The sequence below is a fragment of the Alicycliphilus denitrificans K601 genome (assembly GCF_000204645.1).
In the GTDB taxonomy this organism is placed as follows: Bacteria; Pseudomonadota; Gammaproteobacteria; order Burkholderiales; family Burkholderiaceae_C; genus Alicycliphilus; species Alicycliphilus denitrificans.
In genome coordinates this window covers 3,077,912-3,094,858 of record NC_015422.1, presented here as the reverse complement: position 1 = coordinate 3,094,858, position 16,947 = coordinate 3,077,912, and the positions used below count along the sequence as shown (strand labels likewise).

Annotated in this window: 20 protein-coding genes; 10 read left to right on the top strand and 10 right to left on the bottom strand. The window is 70.3% G+C overall.

All coding sequences use genetic code 11. The features are described 5' to 3' along the window. Window positions 1-12 precede the first annotated feature (12 nt). Both ALIDE2_RS25230 and ALIDE2_RS14720 read left to right on the top strand, forming a co-directional pair. On the top strand, window positions 13-369 hold the full coding sequence (locus ALIDE2_RS25230; protein ID WP_041700984.1) for a hypothetical protein: 357 nt from the start codon (window positions 13-15) through the stop codon (window positions 367-369). After that, window positions 366-869, top strand: coding sequence for a Mov34/MPN/PAD-1 family protein (locus tag ALIDE2_RS14720; protein ID WP_013722439.1), 504 nt, complete (start codon window positions 366-368; stop codon window positions 867-869). The genes ALIDE2_RS25230 and ALIDE2_RS14720 overlap by 4 nt, the downstream gene beginning before the upstream one ends. Before the next feature lie 233 nt (window positions 870-1,102). Here ALIDE2_RS14720 and ALIDE2_RS14715 read toward each other — a convergent pair whose 3' ends face one another. From ALIDE2_RS14715 to ALIDE2_RS14695, 5 genes are all read right to left on the bottom strand, one after another. Continuing rightward, window positions 1,103-1,303 (bottom strand): hypothetical protein, encoded by a 201-nt coding sequence (locus tag ALIDE2_RS14715; protein ID WP_013722438.1) that lies wholly within the window; start codon window positions 1,301-1,303, stop codon window positions 1,103-1,105. Next, the gene (locus ALIDE2_RS14710) at window positions 1,300-2,061 is read right to left on the bottom strand and encodes a hypothetical protein (protein WP_013722437.1); all 762 of its coding nucleotides are present in this window, start codon (window positions 2,059-2,061) and stop codon (window positions 1,300-1,302) included. The genes ALIDE2_RS14715 and ALIDE2_RS14710 overlap by 4 nt, the downstream gene beginning before the upstream one ends. Window positions 2,062-2,230: 169 nt before the next feature. Continuing rightward, entirely contained in the window at window positions 2,231-2,680 is a 450-nt protein-coding gene (gloA, locus tag ALIDE2_RS14705) for a lactoylglutathione lyase (protein WP_013722436.1), read from the bottom strand. A gap of 53 nt (window positions 2,681-2,733) precedes the next feature. Then, on the bottom strand, window positions 2,734-3,168 hold the full coding sequence (locus ALIDE2_RS14700; protein ID WP_013519462.1) for a YMGG-like glycine zipper-containing protein: 435 nt from the start codon (window positions 3,166-3,168) through the stop codon (window positions 2,734-2,736). Between the two features lie 46 nt (window positions 3,169-3,214). Further along, window positions 3,215-3,793 (bottom strand): hypothetical protein, encoded by a 579-nt coding sequence (locus ALIDE2_RS14695; RefSeq protein ID WP_013722435.1) that lies wholly within the window; start codon window positions 3,791-3,793, stop codon window positions 3,215-3,217. A gap of 166 nt (window positions 3,794-3,959) precedes the next feature. Here ALIDE2_RS14695 and ALIDE2_RS25195 point away from each other — a divergent pair, with 166 nt between their 5' ends. The 7 genes from ALIDE2_RS25195 to hrpA all read left to right on the top strand — a co-directional run bounded on the left by ALIDE2_RS25195 (window position 3,960) and on the right by hrpA (window position 12,929). Beyond that, entirely contained in the window at window positions 3,960-4,121 is a 162-nt protein-coding gene (locus ALIDE2_RS25195) for a hypothetical protein (protein WP_158307695.1), read from the top strand. Between the two features lie 102 nt (window positions 4,122-4,223). Next, window positions 4,224-4,997 (top strand): energy-coupling factor ABC transporter ATP-binding protein, encoded by a 774-nt coding sequence (locus ALIDE2_RS14690; RefSeq protein WP_013519460.1) that lies wholly within the window; start codon window positions 4,224-4,226, stop codon window positions 4,995-4,997. An 18-nt stretch (window positions 4,998-5,015) separates the two neighbouring features. Further along, window positions 5,016-5,609: a CbiQ family ECF transporter T component gene (locus ALIDE2_RS14685; protein ID WP_013519459.1), complete on the top strand. Its 594-nt coding sequence runs from the start codon at window positions 5,016-5,018 to the stop codon at window positions 5,607-5,609. A gap of 37 nt (window positions 5,610-5,646) precedes the next feature. Further along, the gene (locus ALIDE2_RS14680) at window positions 5,647-6,231 is read left to right on the top strand and encodes a biotin transporter BioY (protein WP_013519458.1); all 585 of its coding nucleotides are present in this window, start codon (window positions 5,647-5,649) and stop codon (window positions 6,229-6,231) included. Window positions 6,232-6,233: 2 nt separating this feature from the next. Next, a complete protein-coding gene (locus ALIDE2_RS14675) occupies window positions 6,234-7,703 on the top strand; it encodes an AMP-binding protein (protein WP_013519457.1) in 1,470 nt (489 codons plus the stop codon). Further along, window positions 7,700-8,893, top strand: a complete 1,194-nt coding sequence (locus tag ALIDE2_RS14670) for a thiolase family protein (RefSeq protein ID WP_013519456.1) — start codon at window positions 7,700-7,702, stop codon at window positions 8,891-8,893. The genes ALIDE2_RS14675 and ALIDE2_RS14670 overlap by 4 nt, the downstream gene beginning before the upstream one ends. Window positions 8,894-8,948: 55 nt before the next feature. Continuing rightward, window positions 8,949-12,929 carry an ATP-dependent RNA helicase HrpA gene (gene hrpA / locus ALIDE2_RS14665; RefSeq protein ID WP_013722433.1) on the top strand — a complete coding sequence of 1,327 codons (3,981 nt, stop codon included), beginning with the start codon at window positions 8,949-8,951 and terminating at the stop codon, window positions 12,927-12,929. A 7-nt stretch (window positions 12,930-12,936) separates the two neighbouring features. Here hrpA and ALIDE2_RS14660 read toward each other — a convergent pair whose 3' ends face one another. Both ALIDE2_RS14660 and lexA read right to left on the bottom strand, forming a co-directional pair. Continuing rightward, on the bottom strand, window positions 12,937-13,281 hold the full coding sequence (locus tag ALIDE2_RS14660; protein ID WP_013722432.1) for a hypothetical protein: 345 nt from the start codon (window positions 13,279-13,281) through the stop codon (window positions 12,937-12,939). A gap of 154 nt (window positions 13,282-13,435) precedes the next feature. Then, window positions 13,436-14,110, bottom strand: coding sequence for a transcriptional repressor LexA (gene lexA, locus ALIDE2_RS14655; RefSeq protein ID WP_013519453.1), 675 nt, complete (start codon window positions 14,108-14,110; stop codon window positions 13,436-13,438). A gap of 79 nt (window positions 14,111-14,189) precedes the next feature. Between lexA and ALIDE2_RS14650 the strand changes: the two genes are divergently transcribed. Beyond that, window positions 14,190-15,152 (top strand): asparaginase, encoded by a 963-nt coding sequence (locus tag ALIDE2_RS14650; protein ID WP_013722431.1) that lies wholly within the window; start codon window positions 14,190-14,192, stop codon window positions 15,150-15,152. A gap of 72 nt (window positions 15,153-15,224) precedes the next feature. Here ALIDE2_RS14650 and adk read toward each other — a convergent pair whose 3' ends face one another. The 3 genes from adk to ALIDE2_RS14635 all read right to left on the bottom strand — a co-directional run bounded on the left by adk (window position 15,225) and on the right by ALIDE2_RS14635 (window position 16,944). Next, on the bottom strand, window positions 15,225-15,881 hold the full coding sequence (gene adk / locus ALIDE2_RS14645) for an adenylate kinase (RefSeq protein ID WP_013519451.1): 657 nt from the start codon (window positions 15,879-15,881) through the stop codon (window positions 15,225-15,227). Between the two features lie 98 nt (window positions 15,882-15,979). After that, on the bottom strand, window positions 15,980-16,765 hold the full coding sequence (kdsB, locus tag ALIDE2_RS14640) for a 3-deoxy-manno-octulosonate cytidylyltransferase (RefSeq protein ID WP_013519450.1): 786 nt from the start codon (window positions 16,763-16,765) through the stop codon (window positions 15,980-15,982). Beyond that, window positions 16,762-16,944: a Trm112 family protein gene (locus ALIDE2_RS14635; RefSeq protein WP_013519449.1), complete on the bottom strand. Its 183-nt coding sequence runs from the start codon at window positions 16,942-16,944 to the stop codon at window positions 16,762-16,764. Before ALIDE2_RS14635 ends, kdsB begins: the two co-directional genes overlap by 4 nt. Window positions 16,945-16,947 lie beyond the last annotated feature (3 nt).

Sequence of the window (16,947 nt, the reverse complement as noted above, 5' to 3'; positions counted from 1 at the left end):
GCCGCCCATGTAGTGTTGTCGCAGCCTGCAGTTCCGTGGCCCGATACCGACCCGGCCGACGAACTTGTCAATGCGAGCGACCTATCCGCCAGCGATACGCGCATCAAGGTCGAGGCATGCGCAGGCGGATTTCATCCGTATGGCGCCGCCGACATCGAGTTGGTGGCAGCGTTCGCGGCTGAGCGCGTGATTGCGATCCTGGACGACATGTCGCAGGCCTCGACGGTGTGGTCGTGGGTGCGGTCCAGTGCCTTCTTCGATTCGTTGCCGGTCGCCGCAAATACGCGCCTCATCGTGCCCACATCCAGTTCGAAGTCCGACAGTGCCACGACGACCCGAGAGCTTGCAGCGGTTCTGGGCCGACGATGACGGCGAGCACGCTGACCTACAAACTTCCGGGAGCACTCTGGTGCCTGCAGTTCCGCGCGGCGGCGTTGCGGACGCTGCGCGCTCACGTCCAGCGAAGGCCAGGGAGTCATGAGTCAGTGGGACAGCTCTATTCCCGCGACCTGACGTCCGACTGCATCGTCATCGAGGAAGCCACACTGTTAACGCCCACGTGGGCAGCGTGGGCTCGGGTCCAATTCGACCCGCGTCGTGCGGCAACTGAGCGAGCGAAGAAATTCGAGAGGGGCCTGCACTGCGTCGGCCTCTGGCATACGCATCCAGAGGAATTCCCGAGTCCCTCGTCCGACGACAGGGTGCTCGCAAGGGAGCACGCGCTGGCCGCCAGGGGTCAGCTCACGGGCCTGGTATTCGCCATTCTGGGCACTCGGCCCCTGCCGGTGGGCTTGCGCGTCTGGGTAGATGACGGTGAAGCAATGCAACTGACAGAACAAGTTCCTGCTCAACCCAATCCAGTCAGCTGAAGTCAAGCAACGCCGGCGGACTGACATGCCAGGGCGTGTCGGTTGAGCTCAGGCTCCGGAGACCTCAAGGCAACCGCGGGGCATCTGCTCCCGCATGCAACAGCGACGTGGTCGATGTGCGGCGTGGTGCCTGCGTTTCCGTTTGGAGGAGCCGCTCGTCGCTGCCCCTATGTCGGAGGGGAAAAATAAGAAACCCGCCATCGCTGGCGGGTCTCGGGCTTGAGTGTCGCTTGTCAGATCGAGGCGTCAGGCGCTTCAGCGATCTCCGGGTAGCGCCGATCCTTGTTCGGCGTGCGCGCCGCCGCCGTCATCTGCGCCCACATCTTGGCATCGACCGGAGGAACACCCTTGAGCGACAACTTGAAGACGCGACCGGCCACCGCCGCCTTCTGCGGCGTTTCAGTGGGCTTGCGGGGTGCGTGGATCTTGCTCATGGAAGCCTCCCGTGAGAGAGTTTTCTACTGACATAGGGTAGCAGTTTTTGCCAGGACGTGCTGTCGGCGGCCAGATCAAAGGTCATCAGTCGCTGGCTGCCTTGTTCCTCCCACCACGCCGGGTCGGCAGCCAGCACCTGCTGGACAGTGCTGCAGTGGGCCAGGTGGAGGACATGGGCGACTTCGCCGGGTTCCAGTGGTGCGTCGAAGCCGAGCTTGGGCCAGACCTTGTAGCCCACATACTGGTCGCCGAATCCGCGACCTCCTGCGGCCACCAGGGATACCTGGGAGAGCCCAGCGAGGTGCGCGGCGATCGCGCACAGAGCGAACGCGATGGTGCCGAGCGTGGGCGGGGTCTGGTGCTCGTTCAGGAAGTAGTGATCGACGTGCAGGCCATCGATGAAGAGGTCGGCTTCGCCTCTCTGGTCGGTGTAGATGCCCAGCCGATTCTTGTGCGGACTCTGGATAACGTGGTTGTTGACCACCGTGAAGTAGAGGCCGGGCGGGGCATCCCGCACGGGTTCCTTGGCGACCTGCTGATGCACGCGGCTGCCGTCGAATACGGAGAACAGATGGGCGAACTCCACTGTGGAGAAGCTGCCGAACGGTAGTTCGAACTGGTCGTCGGGCATCAGGTCCACGCCATCGAAGCGTATGCCTGTGCCGGTGAGGTAGGTGCGCGCGATCGGGCTATTCTGCAGTTGTTGGTGCAGGCCAGCCAAGCGCGTCCGGTAAAAGTCAGAAGGTGCGTGCGGCACGTGGGTTGTCCCTTGTCATGTAGCGCAACGATGCCGCACGAAAGCTGCGTGGAGAACCTGCTTCGGCGCAGGTGAGCGTAGGTGTGATGGCAGCCGTACGACATCGTAGGAATCTTCCATCGCTGCACAAACAGAAGCCCGCTTACGCGGGCTTCTTGTTGTTCATCCGCTACGCGCTGCGCAGTGGATCGACGTTTTTGGCGGCTGAATGGCGGCTGTCTTCGTAAGCTGTTGATTTTGCTTGTATTAATTCGATCTTGTAGCCGTCGGGGTCGGTCACGAAGGCGATCACCGTCGTGCCGCCCTTGACCGGACCCGCCTCGCGCGTCACGGTGCCGCCGGCGGCCTTGATCTTCTCGCAGGCCGCGTAGGCATCGGGCACGCCCAGGGCGATGTGGCCGTAGGCCGTGCCCATTTCGTAGTGGTCGACGCCCCAGTTGTAGGTCAGCTCGATCTCGGCCTGGCTGGGGTTGCCGCCCTCAAAGCCGAGGAAAGCCAGTGAGTACTTGTACTCGGGGTTCTCGGAGGTGCGCAGCAACTGCATGCCCAGCACCCGGGTGTAGAAGTCGATGGAGCGCTGGAGGTCGCCAACGCGCAGCATGGTGTGCAGGAATCTCATGGCCGTATTGTGCCGCCAAGCCAGACCTTGCCGCGGGGTGTGGCCGCTTCACGTTACCGCGTGAACCCCGGCACCTGGTTACCGCGCGCATACATGCACTGGGTGTAGGCGTTGTTGTATTGGTACTGGATCATCCCCTGCGAATAAGCCGTGCTGGGGCCGGCGACGCCGGTGCCCACGATCGCGCCGCTGGCGGCGCCGATGCCCGCGCCCTGGTGGTTGCCCACGGCCGCGCCCAGCACGCCGCCGAGCACGGCGCCGACGGCGGCCGACCCTACGGCGCGGTCGTTGGCCGCATGGGCCTGGCCGCCGACCATGGACTGCGCGTACTGCATGCACATCGCCTGGTCTTGCTGGAACACTTCGAACGGCTTGGTCGGCGCGGGCATGACGAGCACCGTCGGGCCCATGGGCTGCGTCGCGCAACCCACGAGCGCCAGCGTGCAGGAGAGCGCCAGGGCCAGCAGAGGTGAGGAAGTAGGCTTCATGATCGTCAACCCGGTGGGAGAACAAGAAAAACGAACCGCCCGCCGGTCACGGCTTGTCCGCCGGTGGCGGCGGCTCCACCGGCGTCACGGACTCGTGCCACGGCGTTCTGCATTGCGGCACCGCGGGGTAATAGCCCGGCGGGTCGTCGCAGTAGTACGAGAACGTCGGCTGCGGCGCCAGGCTGGCTGGCCCCGGCGTGGCCGCCGGAGCGTAGACCGGCGGCACGTATGTGATGGACGACACCACCGGCGGGTACGGATAGACAGGCGCGGCATAGAAGTACCACAGGCCCCCGGTGAACCACCACCAGCCGCAGCGTCCGCCCCAGCAGGTCTGGCGCCAGTGGCCACCGCTCCAGCGCACGAAGTCCGGCCGGCTGAAGCCGTGCACGGCATGGCCTGGCCGGTACGCCCATCGGCCCGGGCCCAGCCGGTAGCTGCCCCCGCCATGGATGTGCCCGCCGTCCCAATGGCTGCCGTGAGGGAAGCTGCCATGGGGGTGGCCGCCGCCATGGCCACCATGGCCACCGTGCTGCGCCAAGGCCGTGCCCGGACCCAGCAGGATGGCGGCGCCTGCGAGCAACCAGCGCAGCGCGCGGGCGCGAGGTGAAGAAGGTGCAGACATGTCCGTGCTCCTCGTCCGTCGGACTGCGCCCTCGACGGGCCGTGTGGGAGAGCGCAAGGCCGATCTTTTGCACGATACGCCTGCACTGTAAAGAGAGCATTGCCGCTGCGTAAATTTTGATCACTCGGCGCACGGACCGGTTGCTGGGTGCAAGCAGGGGCGGTTCATGGCGCCGCGCGATGTGTGGCACATTTTGCGCACCGAAGACGGAAGATGCCTGCAAGAAGCGGTGGACTTCACTCATCTGGCGCCAGCTGTCGCCAAGTGGCATGAAGTGACGCCGATTTTAGATGCCGGTTGCGCGCATTTGGCAGCGTGTTTTGAATGAAAGATAAATGAAATTAACTGAAGAAGTGTTTATTTGAGCGTGTGTTGTCGGATTTTTAGGTGGTTAGAATTTGCCGCACGACCACTTCGCCAGACCTGCCGAATGCCCCTGACCGCCCTTAATGCCTCCTCGGCCGCCGCTCCCCTGCTGGAGCTGCGCCAGGTGCACCTGCGCCGGGGCGCAACGCAGGTGTTCGCCGGCCTGAGCCTGGCGCTGGCAGAGCCGCGCATCGGTCTGATCGGCCACAACGGCGCGGGCAAGTCCAGTCTGCTGCGCCTGTTGTGCGCGCTGGAGCTGCCGGGCAGCGGCCAGGTGCTGTCGCAGGGGCAGGACTTGCAGGCGTTGCCGCAGGGACGGCTGCGCGCCCAGCGCGTGGGCATGATGTTCCAGAACCCCGACGACCAGATCGTCTTCCCCACGGTGGAGGAGGAGCTCGCCCTGGGCCTTGCGCCGCTGGGGCTGCCGCGGCGCGAGGCGCTGGCGCGCGCCCGCGACTTCCTGGCCGGGCGCGGTCTTGCCGGCTGGGCCGCGCGCGCCGTGGGCGCCCTGAGCCAGGGCCAGCGCCAGCAGCTGTGCTGGCTGGCCCTGCTGCTGGCCGGGCCGCGCACGCTGCTGCTCGACGAGCCCTTCGCCAGCCTGGACCTGCCGGGGCAGGCCCGGCTGGCGGACGATATCGCCGCCTGCGACCGGCAGGTGGTGGTGTCCACCCATGTGCTGGACCATGTGCGCGACTATGGGCGCGTGATCTGGCTGCACGAGGGCCATGTGCGCGCCGACGGGCCGGGGCGCGAGGTGTGCGCCGCCTACGAGACGGCCGTGGCGCGCGAGCTGGCCGATGCCCGGGGCGCGCGCGCAGGCATGCGCGTGGCTGCGTGAACGGCAGGGCAGGGCTTCATGGGCAGTCTCTACAGCGAACACCTCACCTGGCTGCACCGCTGGAGTGCGGGCCGCAAGCTGGCCTGCATGGCGCTGCTGGGCACGCTGCTGTTCCTGCTGTCGGCCCCCTGGGCGCTGGCGCTGGCGGCGCTGGCTTGCACGCTGCTGTGGCGCAGCCTGGGGCTGGCCACGCGCGTCGCGCGGCGGCTCATGGTGTCGGTGCTGGCGGCGGCGCTGCTCGTGGCGGTCTTCCACCTGTGGATGGGCCGGCCCGACATGGCGGCCGTGAGCGCCCTGCGCCTGGCCTGCGCCTCCACGCTGGGCGTGGCGCTCACCGTGAGCACGCGGCCCACGGACCTGCTTCTGGTGCTCGATGCGCTGCTCGCGCCCCTGGCGCGCCTGGGCCTGCAGCCCGGGCGCGTGTCGCTGCAGCTCGCCCTGATGCTGCGCTTCACCGAGCATTTCTTCGTGCAGTGGAAGCGGCTGGACGAAGCCCACCGCCTGCGCACCGGCCGCCCCGGCGGGCTGCGACTGATCGCGCCGCTTACCGTGCAGATGCTGCAGCGCGCGCAGCGCGTGGCCGATGCCCTCTACGCCCGCCTGGGCGGCTGAACTCCCCGTTTTTTCACTCTGGACCCAAGGACGTTCCATGACTACCGCCGTATCCCGCAAGGCTTCCCATTCCATGGCGCTGGTGGCGCTGTTCGCCGCCCTCATGGCCGTGATGGGGCTGATCCCCAAGATCGACCTGCCGCTGGGCGTGCCCATCACGCTGCAGTCGCTGGGTGTCATGCTCGCAGGCTGCCTGCTGGGCGCGCGCCGGGGCTTTCAGGCCATGCTGCTGTTCCTGGCGGCGGTGGCGGCGGGCCTGCCCCTGCTGGCTGGCGGGCGCGGCGGCCTGGGGGTGTTCATGGCGCCCTCGGCAGGCTACCTGGTGGGCTATGCGCTGGCAGCGGGGGTGACGGGCGCGCTGATGCGCCTGCTGCCCCAGGGCACGCCGCTGCGCACGGCGGCGAGCGCCTTCGCCGCGTCGGTGCTGGGCGGCCTGGTGTTCCTGCATGCCATGGGCATCGCGGGTCTGGTGCTGCTGGCGCAGATGCCGCTGGACAAGGCCCTGCTGGCCGACCTGGTCTTCGTACCCGGCGACCTGGTCAAGTGCGTGCTGTGCGCCGTGGTGGTGCACACCGTGGCCAGGGCGCTGCCGGACTGGCCGTTCGGCGGGCGCGAGCGTTGAGCGTGGCCCCCGCGCCCGGCGCGCCCGTGCGGCAGCTGCTGGCCGGCGGCCCGCTGCCGCCCCTGTTCGAATGGGTGCACGGGCCGCTGGCGCACTGGGCGCGCACGAGGCCCCAGGCCCTGGCGCTGGCGAATGAGCGGCGGCAACTCGGCTTTGCCGAACTGCATGCGCGGGTGCAGGCCCGCGCCCGCCAGCTCGATGCCGAGGGCGCGCCCGCGACCGTGCTGCTCGGCGGCGAGGCAGGCACCCTGGACGGCGTGGTGGCCTTCCTGGGCGTGGTCGCCAGCGGGCGCTGCGCCGCCATGGGCGATGCCCAGTGGCCGGCCAGCGTGGCCCAGGCCGTTGCCCGGCGGCTGCCCGCCTGCCCGGGCGCGGTGGCGGCGGCCACGCCGCAGTCGCCGTTCTACGTGGGCTTCACCTCGGGCAGCACGGGCCTGCCCAAGGGCTTCGTGCGCCACCATCGCTCGTGGGCCGAGAGCTTTCGCGTCAGCCTGCAGGACTTCGGCCCCGCCGCCGCCGCGCGCGTGCTGGCGCCGGGGCGCATGTCGCATTCGCTGTTCCTGTTCGGCGCGCTGCTGGGGCTGTGGACCGGTGCGGGCGCGGTGCTGCAGGAGCGCTTTTCCGCCCCGCGCGCGCTGGCCGCGCTGCAGTCGGGCGCCGCGCCCCTGCTGGTGGCCGTGCCCAGCCAGCTCGTGCTGATGCTGCAGTGGGCCGGGCGCCGCCGGCTCGCACCCATCGAGGGGGTGGAGCTGGTGCTCATCAGCGGAGCGCGCTGGCTGCGCGAGCGCACGCCCGCGCTGCGCCGCCTGTTCCCGCGCGCGCGCATCGTGGAGTTCTACGGCGCGTCCGAGGCCAGCTACATCGCCTGGATGGACGCCGACCCCGTGGCGCCCGCCCAGGCCGTGGGCCGGCCCTTCAGCAACGTGGACCTGCACATAGGCCCGCACCCGCACGCCCCCGCGCTGGCGCGGGGCACGCCGGGGCTGATCTGGGTGCGCAGCCCCATGCTGTTCATGGGCTATGCGGACCAGGCCGACGCCACCGCCGCGCTGCGCGCGGGCGAGTGGCTGTCGGTGCGCGATATGGGCTACCTGGACGATGGCGGGCTGCTGCACCTGTGCGGGCGCGAGAACCGCATGCTGGTCACGCAGGGCAAGAACCTGTTCCCCGAAGAGGTGGAGGCGCGCCTGCTGGCCCACCCCCGGGTGGCCCAGGCCAGCCTGCAGGGCGTGGCCGACGACCTGCGCGGCACCAGCGTGCATGCCGTGCTGCAGTGGCAGGGCGACGCGCCGCCGCCCGGCGCGCAGCAGCTGGCCGCCTGGTGCCGTGCCGCGCTGGAGCCCTTCAAGACGCCGCGCCACTGGTGGGTGTGCACGGGCGGCTGGCCGCAGACGGCCAGCGGCAAGACCGACCATGCGGCCCTGGGCCGCGCGCTGGCGGGTGCGTCGCCCCTGCTGGAGCCCTGGCGATGAACGTCGCGCCCGTGCCCATTCTGGCCTGGGCGCGCACGCCGGTGGCGCCCGTGGGCGGCGCGCTGGCGGCTTGCCAGCCGCACCAGCTCGCGGCCCCGCTGGTGGAGCGCCTGCTGGCCGATGCCGGGCTGCCGGCCCGGGCCGTGGACGCGGTGGTGCTGGGCAATGCCCTGGGCGCGGGCGGCAACCCTGCGCGCGTGCTGGCGCTGGCTGCCGGCCTGGGCGAGCGCATTCCCGCGGTGACGCTGGACAGCCAATGCTGCGCGGGCCTGGATGCCGTCACCCATGCCTGCGGCCTGCTGGCCCTGGGACAGGCCCAGGTGGTGGTCGCCGGCGGCGCCGAGGCCTGGAGCCGCGCGCCCCTGCGCATGCACCGGCCCGTGCAGGCCGGCGCCGCGCCGGTGGCCTATGAGAGCCCGGCGTTCACGCCCTGGCCCGAGCGCGACCCCGACATGCTGCAGGCCGCGCTCGACGCCGCGCGGCGCCTGCGCCTTTCGCGCGGCGCGCAGGATGCCTACGCCCTGGCCAGCCATGCACGCGCCGTGGCCGCGCGCGGCGGGATGGTGGCCGAGATCGTGCCCCTGTGCGGCCTGGCGTACGACGCCTATCCCCGCACGATGACCGCTGCGCGCCTGGCGCGCATGCCCGCCGTGGCGGCCGGCCAGGCGCAGGACGGCACCGACTGCGGCCTGGGCACCGCGGCCGTGTCGCCCAGGGCCGACGGCGCGGCCTTGCTGCTGCTGGCCACGCCGGCGGCCTGCGCGCGCTGGGGCCTGCGGCCGCGCGCGCACTGGTGCGGCAGCGCCAGCGTGGGCGGCGCGCCCGAGGCGCCCATGCTGTGCGCCATCGACGCCGCGCGCGCCGCGCAGGAGCGCAGCGGCTGGCGCCTCGACGCGCTGGACGCGCTGGAACTGCACGACGCCTTTGCCGCCCAGGGGCTGGCCTTCTGCAGCGCCCTGGGCCTGCCCCCCGGGGCCGTCAACCGCGGCGGCGGCGGCCTGGCGCGCGGCCACCCCATAGGCGCATCGGGTGCGATCGCCCTGGTGCGCGTGCTCGCGCAGCTCAATGCAGAGCGGCGGCGCCGGGCGGCCGGCGCGCTGCGCGGCCTGGCCTGCATTGCCGGCGCGGGCGGCCTGGGCACGGCGACGTGGGTGGCGATGGAGGAGGGGGCGCGCGTCCGCATGGATTGATGCCGGACGCGCTGGCGAGAACGCCGCGCCCGGGACTGGGATAATCGCCGCCCCTATGCTTTCGATCACCTTCCCCGAGTCCCTTCCCGTCAGTGCCCGCCGCTTCGACATCATGGCGGCCATGGGCGAGCACCAGGTCGTCATCGTCTGCGGCGAGACCGGCTCGGGCAAGACCACGCAGCTGCCCAAGATCGCCCTGGCGCTGGGGCGCGGGCGCTGCAACGCGCCCGAGGGCAGCAGGGGCCGGTTGATCGGTCATACCCAGCCCCGGCGCATCGCGGCCAGCAGCGTGGCCAAGCGCATCGCCGAGGAGCTGAACACGCCGCTGGGCGAGGTGGTGGGCTACAAGGTGCGCTTCCACGACAACCTGCAAAAGGGCGCCTCGGTCAAGCTGATGACCGACGGCATCCTGCTGGCGGAAACGCAGACCGACCCGCTGCTGAAGGCCTACGACACGCTGATCATCGACGAGGCGCACGAGCGCAGCCTGAACATCGACTTTCTGCTCGGCTACCTCAAGCAGATCCTGCCGCAGCGACCGGACCTCAAGGTGGTGGTCACCTCGGCCACCATTGACGCCGAGCGCTTCGCCCGGCATTTCGAGGGCAAGGGCGGCCCGGCGCCGGTCATCATGGTCTCGGGCCGCACCTACCCGGTGGAGGTGCGCTACAAGCCCTTCGAGGAGAAGAAGGACTTCGATCTCGACGACGCGATCGCCGATGGCGTGGACGAGCTCTGGCGGGGCGGGGCGGGGGGCGACATCCTCGTCTTCCTGCCCGGCGAGCGCGAGATCCGCGAGGCGGCGGACCACCTGCGCAAGCACCTGCAGCATTCGCCCGTGCTCAGGAACAGCGAGGTGCTGCCGCTGTTCTCGCGCCTGTCGCAGGCCGAGCAGGACCGCATCTTCGACAGCCACACGGGGCGGCGCATCGTGCTGGCCACCAACGTGGCCGAGACCTCGCTCACCGTGCCGGGCATCAGATACGTCATCGACGCAGGAACGGCGCGCGTCAAGCGCTATTCATTCCGTAGCAAGGTGGAGCAGCTGCTGGTCGAGCCCATCAGCCAGGCGGCGGCCAACCAGCGCGCGGGGCGCTGCGGGCGCGTGGCCAACGGTATCTGCATACGCCTGTATGGCGAGGAGGACTTCAACCAGCGCGACCGCTTCACCGACCCCGAGATCCTGCGCAGCTCGCTCGCCGGCGTCATCCTGCGCATGAAGAGCCTGGGCCTGGGCGACGTGGTGAACTTCCCCTTCCTCGAAGCGCCCTCGGGCCGCGCCATCGCCGACGGCTACCAGCTCCTGCAGGAGCTGGGCGCGGTCGACGAGCGCGGCAACCTGCTGCCCATGGGCAAGGAGCTCTCGCGCCTGCCGCTGGACCCGCGCGTGGGCCGCATGATCGTCGAGGCGCGCGCGCGCGGCGCGCTGTCCGAGGTGCTGGTGATCGCCTCGGCCCTGTCGGTGCAGGACGTGCGCGACCGGCCCCTGGAGGCGCAGGCCCAGGCCGACCAGGCGCACGCGAAGTTCGACGACGAGAAGAGCGAGTTCTCCGGCTACCTGCGGCTGTGGCACTGGCTCGCGGACGCGCGCGGCGGCAAGGCGGTGGCGACGAGCCGCAAGGAGATGGCGGCGCAGGCAGCGGGCGCGGCGCCCGCGCGCAACCAGGCGTTCCTTCCGGTCGGTAAAAGGGCCGGGGCGCACCCTCTCCCGCAGGCGGGAGAGGGCAGCGGCGACACGCACAAGCTCAGCAACCGCCAGTGGGAGCAGCTGCTGCGCCAGAACTTCTTGAACATCCGCCGCGTGCGCGAGTGGCGCGACATCCATTCGCAGCTGCTGACCGTGGTCAGGGAGCACCAGTGGCAGCCCAACGCCCAGCCCGCCGGCTACGAGGCCATTCACCTGTCCATGCTCTCGGGCCTGCTGGGCAACATCGGCTTCAAGGGCGAGGAGAGCGAGGCCTACCTGGGCGCGCACGGCATCCGGTTCCACCCGCACCCGGGCGCGCACCTGTCGAAGAAGCCGGGACGCTGGATCGTCGCCGCCGAACAGGTGGAGACCTCACGCCTGTACGGGCGCGGCATCGCCGCCATCGAACCGCAGTGGCTGGAGGAAGTCGGCGGCCATCTCTTGAGGAAGCAGCTGCTCGATCCGCACTGGTCCAAGAAGCAGGCCGACGTGGTCGCCTACGAGCGCGCCACGCTCTACGGCCTGGTGGTCTACAACAACCGGGGCGTGAGCTATGGCCGCGTCGATCCGGTGGAGGCGCGGCAGATGTTCATCCGCCGCGCCCTGGTCGAGGGCGAGTGGGAGACGCGTTGGCCCTTCCTCGCGGCCAACCTCAGGACCATACGCAAGGTCGAGGACCTGGAGCACAAGAGCCGGCGCCAGGACGTGCTCGTGGACGACGACCTGATCTACGCCTTCTACGACCAGCACATCCCCGAGGGGGTCTACAGCGGCGCGACCTTCGACAAGTGGTTCCGCCCCGCCGGCAAGGAGCAGCCGGGCCTGCTGGTGCTGTCGCGCGACGAGCTCATGCGCCACGAGGCCGCGGGCATCACCACCGACAAGTTCCCCAAGACCGTGAAGCTCGGCGGCGCGGACTGCTCGGCCAGCTACCTGCACAGCCCGGGCGACGCGCGCGACGGCATCACCGTGACGGTGCCGCTGTTCGTGCTCAACCAGGTCAGCGAGGAGCGCGCCGAATGGCTGGTGCCCGGCATGCTCAAGGAAAAGATCCAGGCGCTGCTCAAGAGCCTGCCGCAGCGCCCGCGCAGCCGCTTCGTGCCCCTGCCGGAACACGCCGAGCGGCTGGCGCAGATCTTCATCCAGGAGGAACGCTGGAACCAGGGCGGGCTGGTGGACGTGCTGCTGAAGCAGGTGCGCGACGAGACATCGCTCGACGTGAAGCGCGCCGACTTCAAGCTCGACATGCTCAGCCCCCACCTGTTCATGAACCTGCGCATCACCGACGAGCACGGCCGCCAGCTCGGCCAGGGGCGCAACCTCGCCGCGCTCAAGGCCGAATGGGGTGGCAAGGCGCGCGGGGCCTTCCAGGCGCTTGCTTCGTTAAAGATAGCTGGCAGCGCTGAGACCAAGCCACAATCGGATAAAAAACAGCCTGAAATAAAGGATGGACAAGCGCTAGGCGCTCCTGAAAAGAAAGCGCCGCCCGCCCACCCGCAGGGTCGGCGCCACACTGCCTGGGACTTCGGCGAGCTGCCCGAGCTTATGGAGATCCGGCAGGGTGGCCAGACCCTCATCGGCTTCCCGGCCCTGATCGACCAGGGCGACGCCGTGACCATCGAGGTCTTCGACGAGCCCGAGGTGGCCGCCGCACGCCACCGCCTGGGGCTGCGACGCCTGTTCGCCCTCACGATCCGGGACGCGCTCAAGTACCTGGAAAAGAACATCCCCGACCTGCAGAGGATGGCCGTGGCCTACATGCCCCTGGGCACGCAGGAAGAGTTGCGCGCGCAGATCATCGACGTCGCCATGGACCGCGCCTTCCTGCAGGAGCCCTTGCCCGTGGACGAGGCGCAGTTCAGGCAGCGCGTGCAGGACGGGCGCGGCCGCCTGACCCTGATCGCCAACGAGGTGGCGCGCCTGGCCGGCGTGATCCTGCAGGAATACGCCAGCGCCCAGCGCAAAATCAAGGACACGAAGAACGCCCCCGAGGCCACGCAGGACGCGGCCCGGCAGCTGAAGATCCTGATGCCCAGGGACTTCATCGCCCAGGCCCCCTGGGCGCAGCTGCAGCACTTTGCGCGCTACCTGAAGGTGATCACCGTGCGCCTGGACAAATACCGCGCCGACCCGGCGCGCGACGCCGCCAGGATGAAGGAGCTGCAGCCGCTGGAGCAGCGCTACTGGCGCCTGATGGCCGAGCGCAAGGGCCAGCAGGACGCGCGCATGCAGGAATACCGCTGGATGCTGGAGGAACTGCGCGTGAGCTTCTTCGCGCAGGAGCTGCGCACGCCGTACCCTGTCAGCGCCAAGCGGCTGGACAAGGTGTGGTTCCAGCTGGTGTCCTGACCCCCGCTCAATGCAGGACCAGGCGGTCCAGTTCCGCGCACACATCGGCCATGCGCCCCGAGATCACGAGCCGGCAGGCCGTGCCCTCGTGGCGGTTCAGGATCACGCGCAGGGGGCGCGATGCCGGTGCCGGGGCTCGCGCCGCGCTGGCGGCCGTGGCTGGTGGGACCCCATGGCCGCTGATGGCCGCGCACTGCGGGTCGTTGCTGGCGCGTGCGCCGGCCGGGTAGATGGCGTGCGCGTGGCCCGGCAGGCCGTGGTGCGCGGCCTGCGCGGGGCGCGGGCGCATGGAGCCGGCGATGCGGCGCAGGGGTTGGCAGAGCGAGGAGAGAGCGAAGAGGGCGATTCCCATGTGAAGACTCCGGCATGCCAGGGCATGGAGGTGGAACACAGGCGGGATTGCCAGGAGGAAGGCGCGCATCCGCGGGGTTGGCATGGGGCGGCCGGCGCAATGCCCGCGCCGCCGCATGCCAGACGCCCGCCACCTGCGGCGGCGCCGGTGCACGCTACATGAGCATGGTGTTGCGGATCAGGCCCACGGCCAGGCCCTCGATCTCGAAGGGCTCGCCGGGCTCGACGCGGATCACGGGATAGTCGGGGTTCTCGGGCAGCAGCTCGATGGCGCTGCCGGTGCGGCGCAGGCGCTTGACGGTGACGTCGTCGCCCAGGCGGGCCACGATGATCTGGCCGCTGCGCGCCTCGCGCGTGGCCTGCACGGCCAGCAGGTCGCCGTCCATGATGCCCGCGTCGCGCATGGACATGCCGCGCACCTTGAGCAGGTAGTCGGGCTTGTGTGCGAACAGGCTGCCTTCGACCGTGTAGGTCTGGTCCACATGCTCCTGCGCGAGAATCGGCGAACCCGCGGCGACGCGGCCGATCAGCGGCAGCGTGAGCTGCGACAGGCCCGGGATCGGCAGGCTGAACTGCGTGCCGCGCACGGCGTTGATGTTGCGCACGGTCTCGCCGCACAGGCGGATGCCGCGCGAGGTGCCGCTCACCAGCTCGATGACGCCCTTGCGCGCCAGGGCCTGCAGGTGCTCCTCGGCCGCGTTGGCGGACTTGAAGCCCAGCTCGGCCGCGATCTCGGCGCGCGTGGGGGGCGCGCCGGTGCGCGCGATGGCGGTCTGGATCAGATCCAGGATCTGCTGCTGGCGGGCGGTGAGCTTGGGGCTGTCGAGCATGGTGCGAGTCCGATGCGGTTGGGTGGCGGGTAACTGTTTTTTAATCCAGTACCTGTATTTTTGAACAGTTTCTAAAAGGATGCAAGTGGCTGCTACAAGAAAAATCGTGGTGCTGGGCACCGGGGGCACGATTGCCGGCACGTCCAGCGTGGCCGGCGCCAGCGTGGGCTACACGGCGGCGCAGATCGGCGTGCGGCAGCTGCTGGCCGCCGTGCCCGGCCTGGCGCAGGCCGCCGGGGGCGTGCTGGAGGCCGAGCAGGTAGCGCAGATCGACAGCAAGGACATGGATGCGGATGTCTGGGCGCGCCTGGCGCAGCGCTGTGCCGCGCACCTGGCCGATCCGGCCGTGGCTGGCATCGTCGTCACGCATGGCACGGACACGCTGGAGGAGACGGCCTGGCTGCTGCACGAGCTGCTCGACGCGGCCAAGCCCGTGGTGTTGACCTGCGCCATGCGCCCGGCCACGGCGCTCGTGCCCGATGGGCCGCAGAACCTGCTCGATGCGGTGACCCTGGCCGCAGACCCGTCGGCGCGTGGCGTGCTGGTGGTGGCAGCGGGCGTGGTGCACGGCGCGCGCGAGGTGGGCAAGGTGCATCCGCTGCGGCTGGACGCGTTCGCGTCGGGCGACGGCGGGCCCCTGGGCTGGGTGGAGGCGGGCCAGGTGCGCTGGGCGCATGGGCGCGCCCCGCTGGCGCAGCCGCCGTCCCATGCCGCGCTGCTGCCTGCCCTGGGCGCCACCGCCTGGCCGCGCGTGGAGATCGTGACGAGCCATGCGGGCGCCGACGGCGCCCTGGTGGACTGGCTGGTGGAGAAGGGCGCCCGGGGCATCGTGGCCGCGGCCACGGGCAACGGCACGCTGCACAAGGCACTGGAGGCGGCCCTTGCGCGCGCAGTGGCCGCAGGCGTCGCGGTGCGCGTGGCCTTGCGCTGCCCGCAGGGGCGCATGCTGGACGTGTACGATGCGCCCTGGCAAGGTGCGGACGGCCTGAGCCCGGTGAAGGCGCGGATCAGCCTGATGCTGGAGCTGATGCGCTCGCCATAAGTGGCTTTGAATACGCTCTAAAGCAAGAAGCCCCGCAGCGCGGGGCTTCCGTCATGCGCCCGGAGGGGGCGGTCAGCTGGACAGGGCGGCGAGGGCGCGCTCGGTGATCTCCTCCACGCTGCCCGTGCCGTTGATGGCGCGGTACTTGGGCGCATTGGCGGGGTCGGCCTTGGCCCAACTGGAGTAGTAGTCCACCAGCGGGCGCGTCTGGTCGCTGTAGACCTGCAGGCGCTTCTTGACGGTTTCTTCCTTGTCGTCGTCGCGCTGCACCAGGGGCTCGCCGGTCACGTCGTCCTTGCCTTCCACCTTGGGCGGGTTGAACTTGACGTGGTAGGTGCGGCCCGAGGCGGGGTGCGAGCGGCGCCCGCTCATGCGCTCGATGATGGCGTCGAACGGCACGTCGATCTCCAGCACGTAGTCCAGCTTGACGCCGGCGGCCTTCATGGCGTCGGCCTGGGGGATGGTGCGCGGGAAGCCGTCGAACAGGAAGCCCTTGGCGCAGTCTGCTTCAGCGATGCGCTCCTTCACGAGGTTGATGATCAGGTCGTCGCTCACGAGTTGGCCCGCGTCCATGACGGCCTTGGCCTGCTGCCCCAGCGGCGTGCCGGCCTTGACGGCGGCGCGCAGCATGTCGCCCGTCGAGATTTGCGGAATGCCGAATTTCTGGCAGATGAAGGCGGCCTGCGTGCCCTTACCGGCGCCGGGAGCGCCGAGCAGAATCAGTCTCATGGATGTCCTCTCGTGTTTTTGAAAATCGGCCGGCACGGCTGGCGCGAGCGTGCCCTTTGTGCGGGCGGTGAGGATAGCACGCGATACTTTTGGCGGGCTTACGCGGCCAGCAGGGCGCGCACGCGTTCCAGGTCCTCCGGCGTGTCCACGCCCGCGCCGGGGGCGCTGGCGGCCACGTGCACGGCAATGCGGTGGCCGTGCCACAGCGCGCGCAGCTGCTCCAGCGCCTCGATCTGCTCCGTGGGCGCGGGCGGCAGCTCCGGGAAGCGGCGCAGGAAGCCCGCGCGGTAGCTGTAGATGCCGATGTGGCGCAGCGGCGCGAAGCCCGCGGGCACGCCCCGGCCCTGCCGCCACCAAGCGCTGCCGGCGGCGTGGTCGCGCGCATGGGGGATGGGGGCGCGGCTGAAGTAGTGCGCCAGGCCCTGCGCGTCCAGCACCACCTTCACCACGTTGGGGTTGGCGAAGTCGGCGGCGCTTTCCATGGCGTGGGCGGCCGTGCCCATGCTGGCGTCGGCGCGCGCGTGCAGCAGCGCGGCCACGGCGTCGATGAGACGCGGGTCGATGAGCGGCTCGTCGCCCTGCACGTTGACCACGATGTCGTCGCCCGCAAGGCCGAGCAGCGCGCAGGCCTCGGCCAGGCGGTCGCTGCCGCTCGCGTGGTCGGCGCGCGTCAGCAGGGCCTGCACGCCGTGCGCCAGGCAGGCGTCGATGATGCGCGCGTCGTCGGCCGCGACCACGCAGCGCCGGGCGCCGCTTTGCGCGGCGCGGCGCGCCACGTGCACCACCATGGGCAGGCCGGCGATGTCGGCCAGCGGCTTGTCGGGCAGGCGCGTGGAGGCCAGGCGCGCCGGGATCAGCACCGTGAACGGCGCGGCGGCGCTCACTGCTCCAGCTCCTCGTCGGTGAGCGTGCGGGCCTCGTTCTCCAGCAGCACGGGGATGCCGTCGCGCACGGGGTAGGCCAGGCGCGCGCTGCGCGAGACGAGCTCCTGGCGCTCGCGGTCGTAGGTCAGCGGGCCCTTGGTGACGGGGCAGACCAGCAGTTCAAGCAGTTTGGGGTCCATGGC